11 protein-coding genes are annotated in these 12,730 nt (G+C 37.1%); 7 read left to right on the top strand and 4 right to left on the bottom strand.

Translation table 11 applies throughout. The features are described 5' to 3' along the window. Positions 1–16: 16 nt before the first annotated feature. The 4 genes from rpmG (at position 17) to R1X58_RS01575 (ending at position 2,039) form a co-directional block, all read left to right on the top strand. Positions 17–199, top strand: coding sequence for a 50S ribosomal protein L33 (gene rpmG / locus R1X58_RS01590; RefSeq protein WP_007648529.1), 183 nt, complete (start codon positions 17–19; stop codon positions 197–199). A 9-nt stretch (positions 200–208) separates the two neighbouring features. Further along, a complete protein-coding gene (locus R1X58_RS01585) occupies positions 209–361 on the top strand; it encodes a DUF4295 domain-containing protein (protein WP_240571570.1) in 153 nt (50 codons plus the stop codon). A 194-nt stretch (positions 362–555) separates the two neighbouring features. Further along, positions 556–1,530: a signal recognition particle-docking protein FtsY gene (gene ftsY, locus R1X58_RS01580; RefSeq protein WP_240571569.1), complete on the top strand. Its 975-nt coding sequence runs from the start codon at positions 556–558 to the stop codon at positions 1,528–1,530. 80 nt (positions 1,531–1,610) lie between these two features. Next, the gene (locus tag R1X58_RS01575; RefSeq protein WP_240571568.1) at positions 1,611–2,039 is read left to right on the top strand and encodes an SRPBCC family protein; all 429 of its coding nucleotides are present in this window, start codon (positions 1,611–1,613) and stop codon (positions 2,037–2,039) included. Here the strand turns inward: R1X58_RS01575 and R1X58_RS01570 are convergent. Continuing rightward, positions 2,036–3,109: a serine hydrolase domain-containing protein gene (locus R1X58_RS01570; RefSeq protein WP_240571567.1), complete on the bottom strand. Its 1,074-nt coding sequence runs from the start codon at positions 3,107–3,109 to the stop codon at positions 2,036–2,038. The genes R1X58_RS01575 and R1X58_RS01570 overlap by 4 nt on opposite strands. A 136-nt stretch (positions 3,110–3,245) precedes the next feature. On the opposite strand from R1X58_RS01570, the gene rimO reads away from it, so the two are divergent. Both rimO and R1X58_RS01560 read left to right on the top strand, forming a co-directional pair. Beyond that, positions 3,246–4,547, top strand: coding sequence for a 30S ribosomal protein S12 methylthiotransferase RimO (gene rimO / locus R1X58_RS01565; RefSeq protein WP_240571565.1), 1,302 nt, complete (start codon positions 3,246–3,248; stop codon positions 4,545–4,547). A gap of 407 nt (positions 4,548–4,954) precedes the next feature. Further along, the gene (locus tag R1X58_RS01560) at positions 4,955–5,647 is read left to right on the top strand and encodes a peptidoglycan DD-metalloendopeptidase family protein (RefSeq protein WP_240571563.1); all 693 of its coding nucleotides are present in this window, start codon (positions 4,955–4,957) and stop codon (positions 5,645–5,647) included. Between the two features lie 60 nt (positions 5,648–5,707). On the opposite strand, the gene secA is transcribed toward R1X58_RS01560, so the two are convergent. The 3 genes from secA to R1X58_RS01545 all read right to left on the bottom strand — a co-directional run bounded on the left by secA (position 5,708) and on the right by R1X58_RS01545 (position 10,206). Continuing rightward, positions 5,708–9,064, bottom strand: a complete 3,357-nt coding sequence (gene secA, locus R1X58_RS01555; protein WP_240571562.1) for a preprotein translocase subunit SecA — start codon at positions 9,062–9,064, stop codon at positions 5,708–5,710. Positions 9,065–9,230: 166 nt separating this feature from the next. Further along, complete coding sequence (locus R1X58_RS01550; RefSeq protein WP_240571560.1) at positions 9,231–9,452, bottom strand: DUF2795 domain-containing protein; 222 nt, start codon at positions 9,450–9,452, stop codon at positions 9,231–9,233. A 178-nt stretch (positions 9,453–9,630) separates the two neighbouring features. Then, the gene (locus R1X58_RS01545; RefSeq protein ID WP_240571557.1) at positions 9,631–10,206 is read right to left on the bottom strand and encodes a cob(I)yrinic acid a,c-diamide adenosyltransferase; all 576 of its coding nucleotides are present in this window, start codon (positions 10,204–10,206) and stop codon (positions 9,631–9,633) included. Positions 10,207–10,408: 202 nt separating this feature from the next. Here R1X58_RS01545 and R1X58_RS01540 point away from each other — a divergent pair, with 202 nt between their 5' ends. Then, on the top strand, positions 10,409–12,562 hold the full coding sequence (locus tag R1X58_RS01540) for a DUF5723 family protein (protein ID WP_240571556.1): 2,154 nt from the start codon (positions 10,409–10,411) through the stop codon (positions 12,560–12,562). Positions 12,563–12,730: the final 168 nt, after the last annotated feature.

Here is a 12,730-nt window from a genome sequence, read left to right as displayed (position 1 = left end):
TTAATACGATAGAAAAATGGCAAAGAAAGGTAATAGAATACAGGTAATTTTAGAGTGTACTGAGCACAAAGAGTCTGGACAACCAGGAACTTCAAGATACATCACTACAAAAAATAAAAAGAATACGCCAGACAGAATGGAGATTAAAAAATTTAATCCTATCCTTAAGCGTATGACTGTTCACAAAGAAATAAAATAATTATTAGTCATGGCAAAGAAAACAGTAGCATCGTTACAAACGTCTTCTAAAAGATTAACAAAAGCGATTAAAATGGTAAAGTCACCAAAAACTGGTGCTTATATGTTTGTTGAGTCTATCATGGCTCCTGAAGTAGTTGATGATTACTTTAAACAAAAGTAAAAACAAACTTTTTTGAGATATACAAAGCTGCTTTCATTTCGAAAGCAGCTTTTTTATATTTATATTTGACAGGTTTCTGCCATAATTTCCGAAAATAATTGTGGTAGGGAATTTGACAATAGTGTTGTAGTCGTTTTTTAACCAACCAGGGCTTTAAGACGCTTAACATAGTAACCAACCAATAAAAGTGAACAATGAGCTTTTTTAAAAAAATATTTTCTTCAGAAAAAAAGGAAACTCTTGATAAAGGGTTAGAAAAATCAAAAACCAGTTTTTTTGGTAAGTTAAGTAAAGCCGTAGCAGGAAAATCTAAGGTAGATGATGAAGTTTTAGATAACCTGGAGGAAGTATTGGTTAGTAGTGATGTTGGTGTTAATACCACATTAAAAGTTATTGAGCGTATAGAAGAACGTGTATCTAAAGATAAATATTTAGGTACTGAAGAGCTCAATCAGATTTTACGTGAAGAAATAGCTGGGTTATTAAGTGAAACAAATACAGGAGAAGAAACCGAATATACGATTCCTGCATTAGCTCCTCAGGCAGACGGAACAAAAACACCGTATGTTTTAATGGTTGTAGGGGTTAATGGGGTTGGAAAAACAACAACCATTGGTAAATTAGCATATCAATTCAAGAAAAAAGGGTTGAATGTTGTTTTAGGAGCAGCCGATACCTTTAGAGCTGCAGCTATCGATCAGCTTCAGGTTTGGGCCGATCGTGTAGATGTGCCATTAGTAAAACAAGCTATGGGAAGCGATCCGGCTTCAGTGGCTTTCGATACCTTAAAAAGTGCTGTGTCGCAAAATGCAGATGTGGTAATTATCGATACTGCCGGTCGTTTACATAATAAAGTTAACTTAATGAACGAGCTAACCAAGGTGAAGCGTGTGATGCAAAAAGTAGTTGCCGATGCACCTCACGATGTCTTGTTGGTGTTAGATGGTTCTACGGGGCAGAATGCTTTCGAACAGGCAAAACAGTTCACAGCAGCAACCGAAGTAACATCATTAGCGGTAACTAAGTTAGATGGAACAGCCAAGGGTGGTGTGGTTATTGGGATTAGCGATCAGTTTAAAATTCCGGTGAAGTATATTGGCGTAGGAGAAGGAATAGAAGATTTACAGGTCTTTAATAAGTACGAGTTTGTAGATTCATTCTTTAAATAATCACAAATATATAAATGATATAAAGGGTAGTTGATTTTAAATTAACTACCTTTTTTTGTAGATATTTAGTAAATTTAGGTATGAGTTTTAATATTTACCATAACCTGATAATTAATGCGTCTCAAAAGGAGGTTTTTGATGCGGTGTCAAAGCCAGTACATCTCGATAACTGGTGGTCACTAAAAAGTACAGGAAATCCGGAGCTTGAAGCAGAATATAATCTGAATTTTACAGAGGAGTATAATTGGTTTTGTAAGGTATCAAAAATTGAGCCTGACAGTATCATTGCTTTTAAAATGATGGTGTCTGATAAAGATTGGAATCCTACCACCTTTCAATTCGAATTAGAACCATATAAAGAAGGAACCATGCTAAAGTTTAGCCATGTGAACTGGCCGGAGGCAAATGATCATTTTAAATATTCTTCGTTTTGCTGGGCGATGTTATTAAACGGATTGAAAAATTATTTAGAAAAGGGAATTATCGTTCCTTTTGAAGAACGTAATTAATTAATCACTTCATTTATTTTAGCCCACAACTCATTATCAAAATTAGATAGAGCAAAATTGTCAGCATCGGCAGCATCACCCATTCTAATCACTACAATTTTCTTACTGGGCACGACATAAATTTTCTGATCGTTTTTTCCAAGAGCGGCATACATGTCATTTGGAGCATTCTGAATTAGAGAGCCACTAAATTGCAACTGAGTTTGTGGTAAATGATAACTTGATTTTCCATTTAACCACCATAAATAACCATAAGCTTCATTAATGGATTGTGAGGTTTTAATGGCATCATCAAAATAGGATTCAGGTATAATTTGAGTATTGTTCCATTTGCCTCTATTGTAAGCTAATAATCCAAAACGAGCCATACTTCTCGTGTTACTGTAGTACACACTTAGGTTGTCAAGATTTAACCACGTACCAGACATACCAATTTTATCTCTTAGCTTTGTGTTGAAGTAATTACTCCAGGTATCATTTGTTGCTTCAGCTACAACATCCTGTAATTTGACATAAACATTATGATAGGCCCAGCGAGTTCCGGCATCAGCCTTGTAAAATAGGTTTTCAGGAGAAACAGCATCACCGTAATTATCGTCTATACCTGAAGTCATGGTTAACAGGTGTTTGCAGGTAATCAGGTTTTCCTGTTCTAAAGTCGTACTGGTCCATCCTGTTCCTATATAGTCCGATACTTTGCTGTTAATGTTTATAGAGCCTTCAGCTTCGGCAATACCGGTAACAGCAGAGGTTAGGGTTTTTCCGGCACTGGCCCAATACCAGGGTTTTGTTGCATTATGATCATTAAAATAGGCTTCCACAACAATTTTACCGTTTTGTAACATGATAAAACTCTTGGTGTTTTTTTCGGCAAGGAAATCTAGTAGGGGTTGTACTTCCGAAGTATTCCAGTTAGCATCAGTAACAGATATGGTTTCCCATGTATCAGAATTTATGGGTGGAAAATAAAGGCTAATATCTTCGGTTTGATCATCCTTAACGGTTTCATCTTTAGAACAATTAAAGAGAAGGAAAAATAATATTATGATTAAGTAGGGCAGCTTTTTCATAATCAGTGTTTTAGGTTAAGGTAGTTAAATATACTAAAGGTTTCTTAATATCAGGAGTTAATCGCACTAAAAACAAAATCTAGGCATAAAAATCGACTATGATTATGTATCTTTGCGCCCTGATTTAATAAAAATTATGCGTACAAAATCACTTAAAAAGAACAGGATTAATGTAGTAACCTTAGGTTGTAGTAAAAATGTTTACGACAGCGAAGTTTTAATGGGGCAACTGAAAGCCAGTGGTAAGGATGTTGTTCATGAAGAAGAAGGTAATATTGTTGTGATTAATACCTGTGGATTTATTAACAATGCCAAGGAAGAAAGCGTGAATACTATTTTAGAGTACATGCAGAAAAAGGAGGATGGCGAAGTGGATAAAGTCTTTGTTACAGGATGTTTAAGTGAACGCTACAAGCCGGATTTAGAAAAGGAAATTCCGAATGTCGATCAGTATTTCGGAACCACTGAATTACCGGGGTTATTAAAAGCTTTAGGAGCTGATTATAAACACGAATTAATAGGTGAGCGTTTAACGACAACACCTAAAAATTATGCGTATTTAAAAATAGCCGAAGGTTGCGACCGTCCGTGTAGCTTCTGTGCCATTCCGTTAATGCGCGGTAAGCACAAAAGTACGCCTATTGAGGAGTTGGTGATTGAAGCTGAAAAATTAGCAGCTAATGGAGTTAAGGAGTTAATACTTATCGCTCAGGATTTAACCTATTACGGACTTGATTTATACAAAAAACGTAATCTGGCTGAATTATTAGAGGCTTTAGTAAAAGTTGAAGGTATCGAATGGATTCGTTTGCATTACGCATTCCCTACAGGTTTCCCAATGGACGTGTTGGAGGTGATGAATCGTGAGCCAAAAATCTGTAATTATTTAGATATTCCGTTGCAACACATTTCAGATGCTATTTTAAAGAGTATGCGTCGTGGTACAACCAAAGAAAAAACTACGAAGTTGCTTAAAGACTTTAGAGCAGCTGTGCCAAACATGACCATTCGTACCACATTAATCGTGGGATATCCGGGAGAAACTCAGGAAGATTATGAAACTCTTAGAGACTGGGTGAAAGAGATGCGTTTTGAGCGTTTAGGTTGTTTTACGTATAGTCATGAGGAAAATACGCATGCGTATACTTTAGAGGACGATGTGCCGGAAGAAGTAAAACAAGAGCGTGCTAACGAAATTATGGAAATCCAGTCGCAGATTTCTTGGGAATTAAATCAGGAGAAAATCGGTCAGGAATTTAAAGTGGTTATCGATAGAAAAGAAGGAAACTACTTTGTAGGTCGTACGGAATTCGATTCTCCGGATGTAGATAACGAAGTGTTAATCGATGCCAGCACTACCTATTTAAAAACTGGTGAATTTGCTACTGTAAAAGTAACTGATGCTGCCGATTTCGATTTATACGCTGAAGTGGTTTAATCAAGCAGTTAGATACATTAGAATTTAAGAAAATTAGAAATGGCGTCAGTTCAAGTGACTCCGAGTAATTAGAGATTGTATAGAGGTTTATACTTTTTTGAGTTTCTTTTTTCTTTAACCGTTATTAGTTTTTCTATCTTTTTTGTCAAAACACATGAGTGAGCTACGGGCTATTTTCAGTCATAGGTCGTTTTTATTTCTTATGGGAGGCAAAATTTAGGATTGAAGGAGAATTGTGAAGAGAAGTTAAGTATAGACAATCATCAGAACGATCGGTGCGAAGCAATGACCTAAAATAGTCTTGACTTTTTGGGTTCGTTTTTGTGTCAAGACAAAATGAACATATCTAAACCATTTCTTTGTTTAGATTTTCTAATTTAGATTATTAAATTTTGACATCAAGGAACATGAAATTATTCTCAGAAACGCTGAATACTTCGATAATAAAACCAATAAGTGTTTTAGATATTCCAAATACTGGTGAAAACTATGTGTCTATAGACTTATCTGAAACCAATACTGTTTTAGATCAAGTGGATGTATCTTCTTCTGAAAAATTCAGTCAATATATTGAGTCGTATCTGACATCTAATAAGGCCGATGTGGCTTTTGGTGGCTATTTGGAGCCTAGAAACATTTATAAGCGTAGTTTACATTTTAATCGGGAAGATAACCTTACAGAGCGCAATATCCATTTGGGGATTGATTTATGGTATTCGGCCGGAACAGCTGTTCTGGCAGCTTTAGATGGGGAAGTGCATAGTTTTAAAAATAATACCAATTATGGAGATTATGGTCCCACCATTATTTTAAAACATCAGGTTGCCGGTATTGAATTTTATACCCTTTACGGACATTTAAGTTTAGAGTCTATTACATCTATAACAGTTGGTGAAAAGGTTAAACAAGGACAATCTATTGGAAGTTTAGGAACACCAGGAGTCAACGGCGATTATCCGCCGCATTTGCACTTTCAGATTATAAAAGATTTGCAAGGTTACGTAGGTGATTATCCAGGCGTTTGTAATATAAGGGATTTAGAGTTTTATAAGATGAACTGTCCAGACCCTAATATACTACTCAAGTTATTTGAAAAATAATATTAAAATAAAAATCCCGACCATTTTGGCCGGGATTTTTATTTATAAAGTATGTTTATATTAATCTTCAACAAGAACCCATTCACCTTTAGCTAATAAAGGTTCGGCTTGTTTGTATTTTACAGATTTGCTTTCACCGTTCATAACATTTTTAATAGTTACATGATCGTTACGACCAATTTTTGCATGGTCGCGTACAATAGTTTCAGTGACTTGAGGTCGCTGCTGTTGGGTATTTGCTACAGCTCTGTTTTGTGCAGAACGCTCATCTAAATTAGGAATTTCCTCTTTTTCGATGTTTAATTTTTCCTGTCTGCGTTCTCTGGCTTCCTGAATGGTTTCCTGAGTTTCCTGAGGTAATTCACCTTTAAATAAGAAGGAGATGACATCTTTATTCACTTGGTCAATCATCGCTTTGAATAGCTCAAACGCTTCAAACTTGTAAATTAATAACGGATCTTTTTGCTCGTGAACGGCTAGCTGTACCGATTGTTTCAACTCATCCATTTTACGTAAATGGGTTTTCCATGAATCGTCTATAATTGCTAACGTAATGTTCTTTTCGAAATCGGTAATTAATTGTTTACCGTTGGTTTCGTAAGCTTTTTCAAGATCGGTAACCACATTTAAACTCTTAATGCCATCAGTAAATGGTACCACGATACGCTTGAAACGGTCGCGTTGGTTTTCGTAAACATTCTTAATCACAGGGAAGGCGATTTCAGCGTTACGAGTCATTTTTTCTTTGTAGTGATCAAATGCAGCACGATATACTTTCGCGGTAATTTCCTGAGCAGAAAGTTTACCAAATTCATCTTCAGTAATTGGAGATGTTAAAGAGAAATAACGAATCAATTCAAACTCGAAATTTTTAAAATCGTTAGCACCTTTGTTGCCTTCAGAAATACCTTCAGCAGTATCGAATATCATATTCGCTAAGTCTACACGTAAACGCTCACCGAATAAGGCGTGGTGACGACGTTTGTAAACCACTTCACGCTGTGCATTCATCACGTCATCATATTCTAATAAACGCTTACGAACACCAAAGTTGTTTTCTTCTACTTTTTTCTGAGCACGTTCGATAGATTTAGAGATCATAGAATGCTGAATCACTTCACCTTCTTTAAGACCCATTCTGTCCATCATTTTGGCAATACGCTCACTACCAAATAAACGCATTAAATTGTCTTCAAGCGATACGTAGAATTGAGAACTTCCCGGATCTCCCTGACGACCAGCACGACCACGTAACTGACGGTCGACACGACGTGAATCGTGACGCTCAGTACCAATAATGGCTAAACCACCGGCTTTCTTAACCTCGTCGGTTAATTTAATATCGGTACCACGACCTGCCATATTTGTAGCAATGGTAACCTGACCCGGACGACCTGCTTCGGCAACAATGTCGGCCTCGCGTTTATGTTGTTTCGCATTTAAGACGTTGTGAGATATTTTGCGAATACTAAGCATTTTACCAAGCAATTCACTAATCTCAACCGAAGTGGTACCAATTAATACTGGTCTGCCAGCTTCGGAAAGTTTTACAACTTCATCAATAACGGCGTTGTATTTTTCACGTTTTGTTTTGTAAACTAAATCATCTCGGTCATCACGAGCAATTGGGCGGTTAGTTGGAATTTCAACAACATCTAATTCGTAGATTTCCCAGAACTCACCAGCTTCAGTAACCGCTGTACCCGTCATACCAGAAAGTTTACGGTACATTCTAAAGTAATTTTGAAGGGTTACCGTTGCGAAGGTTTGCGTCGCATCTTCAATTTTTACGTTTTCTTTAGCTTCAATCGCTTGATGTAAGCCGTCTGAATAACGACGACCATCCATAATACGACCAGTTTGCTCATCGACAATCATAACTTTGTTGTCCATAACAACATACTGAATGTCTTTTTCAAACAGTGCGTAAGCTTTTAATAACTGATTTAAAGTGTGAATACGTTCAGATTTTACACCAAAATCTTTATAAAGCTCTTCTTTTAATGCCGCTTCTTCTTCTTTAGATAGGTTTTGCTGCTCGATTTTAGCAATTTCTAACCCAATTTCAGGAAGAATAAAGAAGTTTGGATTGTCTGCTCCAGATAAGAAATCAACCCCTTTGTCGGTTAATTCTACCTGATTATTTTTTTCTTCAATAACATAGTACAACTCGGCGTCAACCTTAGGCATCTCGCGGTTATTGTCCTGCATGTAGAAGTTTTCGGTTTTTTGTAAAAGTTGTTTTACACCTTCTTCACTTAAGAATTTAATAAGCGCTTTGTTTTTCGGCATACCGCGATAAACACGTAATAGTTGGAATCCACCCTCTTTGGTGTCACCTTCTTTAATAAGCTTTTTAGCTTCAGCTAAAACACCGGTTAAATATTTGCGTTGAACCGATACAATGTTATCAACTTTTGGTTTTAATTCAATAAACTCATGACGTTCACCTTGCGGAATAGGACCAGAGATGATTAACGGCGTACGTGCGTCATCGACTAATACAGAATCGACCTCATCGACAATCGCATAGTGGTGCGGACGCTGTACTAAATCGTTTGGCGAGTGTGCCATGTTATCACGTAAGTAGTCGAAACCAAATTCGTTATTAGTTCCGTAAGTGATATCGGCATTATAAGCATTTCTACGGCCTTCAGAGTTTGGCTGATGATAATCAATACAATCTACCGTCAAACCATGGAACTGAAATAAAGGTGCCATCCAGGCGCTATCACGTTTTGCTAAGTAGTCGTTTACGGTTACTAAGTGCACCCCTTGACCAGCTAAAGCATTTAGGTAAACCGGTAATGTAGCAACCAAAGTTTTACCTTCACCCGTTTGCATTTCGGCAATTTTACCCTGGTGCATCGCCACACCACCAATAAGCTGTACATCGTAGTGAATCATATCCCAGGTGATGGCTTTTCCGGCAGCATCCCAGGAGTTCGCCCATGTGGCTTGTTCGCCTTCAAGAGTTACATAATCTTTAGATCCCGATAATTCTCTGTCGAAAGCATTAGCAGTAACGGTAATTGACGTGTTGTTGGCAAAACGCTTGGCTGTTTCTTTAACAACGGCAAAAGCTTCAGGTAAGATGTCGTTTAAAACCGCTTCGGTTTTTTCGTAAACTTCATCTTTTAGTTTATCGATATCGGCATAGATATCTTCACGACGATCGATATCATCGGTATTTTCAGCTTCTTCAAGAAGTCCGTTTATTTTATCATTTAGAGGTTTAATCGCTTCAGCAATAAGACCTTTAAATTCGGTTGTTTTAGCACGTAAAGCATCGTGTGAAAGTCCTTCTAAAGAGGCTTCGAAGGATTTAATTTTATTAACTATAGGTGTGATGGCTTTAACATCTTGTTTCGATTTGTCGCCAACAAATACCTTAAGTACAGAATTTAAAAAACTCATGTGTTTATATGTTATTTAATTCCAGGGCTTGCCTGGAGGTGTTTCAGTTAGTTAACTGTATTTAGTGAATTGCTTCAAAGATACAGTTTGTAATGTGTTTTTATAAAGGTTAGGAACAAAAAAAAGCCTCGAATCGAGACTTTTTAACTTTTCCTTATACTTTATATTAATATTCGTCCTCGTTCCAGAGGTAATCTTCATCTGAGGGATAGTCTGACCAAATTTCCTCTATTGAATCGTAAGCGTCTCCTTCGTCTTCAATAGACTGCAAATTCTCAACAACTTCTAAAGGTGCACCAGTTCTAATAGCATAATCGATCAACTCATCTTTTGTTGCTGGCCAAGGAGCATCGCTCAAATAATTTGCTAATTCTAAAGTCCAATACATGTTAAATGTGTTTTAATTTTGTGCAAAAATAAATTTTTGAGTTAAACATGCAAGAAAAAAATCATTTATTTAACGGTAATTTAAAAGAACGTATTTTTTTACAGGAAAAACTTAGAAATTAATAGTTGCGTTACTAAAAATTAATAATTTGATTTTTCTTTTCGCTTATTGAAAATATTTAGGATTGTTTTTCGGGAATCCATTTAATTTCATCGGCTTGCAGGTCGTAGGACAACTTCCGTGCCAACACAAAAAGATAGTCAGATAGGCGGTTTAAGTAGATTAAACAGTTCGCATCAACGGGTTCGATGTCATTAAGGGCAGTCGCTAAACGCTCGGCTCTACGGCATACACAGCGTGCTATGTGACAGAATGACACGGTTTGGTGACCGCCTGGAAGTACAAAGTGTGTCATAGGAGGTAAAGCAGCATCCATAGTATCCATTTCCTCTTCCAGACGTATAATGTTTTCTTCAGAGATCTTAGGAATATTTAAACGCTCTTTACCATTTTTTAGCACCGCCTTCTCTGGGTCGGTAGCCATGATAGCGCCAACGGTAAATAAGCGGTCCTGAATATGGATTAAGGTTTCTTTATAATCTGCATTAATATTCTGGTCTCTGATGAGACCAAGATGTGAATTTAATTCATCGACAGTGCCGTAGCTTTCAATTCTTATATGGTGTTTAGGTACGCGAGTGCCTCCAAACAGTGCTGTAGAGCCTTTATCTCCGGTTTTGGTGTAAATTTTCATAAGTTTATTTTAAAACTTTTTGGGATGATACGAAATTATGGGTTATATGTCAAAACTTAAAATGATTTGTTCGAATTTTAAAAAGCTAAACCAATGTACAATGATCCCGTGTTGTGTTTATGTTATTAATTGAATTTTGCTTGTTTTCAATGTAAGAAAAAGATACGTTTGTATAAGTGAATTTAAACAAAACCAACAGTTTATGAGAAAAATTACAATTTTTTTGGTGCTTGTACTGGGCTCCTGGTGTGCCAGATCACAATCGTTTCAGGGGTTTTTAGCCGATAATTATAGTGGCGTTAACAGTGTGATTGTTAACCCGGCCAATGCAACAGATTCTCGTTTTAAAACCGACATTAACTTTATTGGGGTTAGTGGTTTTGGAGGAAATGATTACTATGGTGTAAATATTTTAGATGCCTTAAAAGGGGATTACGATTTTGATTTGGATTCAAAAAAACATCCCAGCGAAAGCAATAACGGGGAGCTGAATGTTGATGTTATGGGACCATCATTCATGTTTAATTTAACTGAAAAAAGTTCCCTGGCGATTTTTACCAGAGCGCGATCATTTGTTAATGTAAATGATATAAACGGTAATACCATTGATGAAATTGATAACGATGAAACCGATGATTTCATGGTGAACGAAGGCGATTTTAATGCTTTCGGTCAGGCTTGGGGCGAATTAGGAATTACTTATGCCAGAGTATTATTTAACGAAGAGGAGCACTTTGTAAAAGGAGGTCTTACCTTGAAATATTTACAAGGAGGAGGAAGTGCCTATGCTACCGGAAAGAATGTTTCTGTCCTTTATGATGCCGATGGTGCGGGACCGGATTCAGGTAGTATTACTACAACCGGACAATTAACTTATGGGCGTTACGCTGAATTAGACAATGATAATTACGATTACGAAATTCCTAAAGCCAGTGGTTTTGGTGCCGACCTGGGGTTTGTATATGAATGGAGACCACATTACAACGATTATGTGTCAACCAATGCACAGGGAGAGACTTATGTTCGTAAAGATAAAAACAAGTATCAATTAAAACTGGGCTTATCCATTACCGATATTGGAGCCATAAAGTATAAAGAAGGTCAGGAAGATGTATACGACATTAATGCCGCAAATGTAAGTGAAGATGATTTCGATAATGCAGATGATGTTAGTAGTTTCCTGAATGATCATTACAATAATATAAGTAGCAAAACAGGGTATAAAACTTATTTGCCAACGGCATTACATTTTAATGCAGACTGGAGTTTCAGTAGTAAATTCTATGTAAATTTAAATACCGATTTATCTCTGGTGTCAAAAGATAAATTAAACACTAGTCATGTCTCTAATATAGTTTCGCTGGCGCCACGTTTCGAAAGCAAGTGGTTTAGTTTTTACTTGCCCTTAAGTGTGGTTCAGAATATCGGGTTTCAAATGGGAACAGGCTTACGTGCCGGACCACTATATATCGGTTCGGGTTCTGTGATTTCAGCTTTAATAAGTGATGATACCAAAGGAGCCGATGTGTATGCGGGAATTAAAATTCCGGTTTATCAGGGGAAAACCAAAGATAAGGATGGTGACGGTGTTATCGATAAGTTAGACGGATGTCCTAAAGAAGCAGGACCAGCTGAGAATAACGGTTGTCCATGGGGAGATGCGGATGCTGATGGTGTTTTAGATAATGAAGATAACTGTCCGGATGTCGCAGGACCAGTTGAAAATAACGGTTGTCCGTGGGGCGATGCGGATGCTGATGGTGTTTTAGATAATGAAGATGATTGTCCGGATGTTGCAGGACCAGTAGAACAGCAGGGTTGTCCTGATACTGATGGTGACGGTATTTTAGATAAAGATGATAAATGTGTTGATGAGCCTGGTGTTCCTGAAAATAATGGTTGCCCATTAGATACAGATGGAGACGGGGTGTATGATAAAGATGATAATTGCCCTGAGAACTTTGGTACAGTAGCTAATAATGGTTGTCCTGAAGTTACCGAAGCGGTGCAGAAGGCACTTAACAACTATGCAAAAACCATTTTGTTTGAAACAGGTAAAACCACAATTAAATCGGCGTCAGAAAGCGTTTTAAATGATATAATTGCTATTCTTAATGAATATCCAAACGCTAAATTCTCAATCGAAGGGCATACCGATAGTGTTGGTAGCGAAGCGAACAATATGAAACTTTCAGAAGGGCGCGCAAGTTCTGTAATGAACTATTTAATTGAAAAGGGTATTGCTTCAGGAAGGCTATCCGTTAAAGGCTTTGGAGAAAGCATGCCAAAAGACAGTAATGCTACAAAAGAAGGACGAGCAAATAACCGTCGTGTAGAGATTAACTTAGTGAAGTAAGTATTAGATATATATTATATTCTTAGGTACAAAAAAACTCAGGGCTTCTAGCTCTGAGTTTTTTGTTTTTGTCATGCTGAAGATGTCACACTGAGCTTGTCGAAGGGTCGTTTCAGCTTCTAACCTTTCAGCATCTCATTTTGTTGTGAGAACGTCATTACGAAGAAG

Source organism: Aestuariibaculum lutulentum (genome assembly GCF_032926325.1).
Taxonomy (GTDB): Bacteria; Bacteroidota; Bacteroidia; order Flavobacteriales; family Flavobacteriaceae; genus Aestuariibaculum; species Aestuariibaculum lutulentum.
Note: the sequence above shows the minus strand (reverse complement) of the source record. Positions and strands in the feature narration are given on the sequence as shown.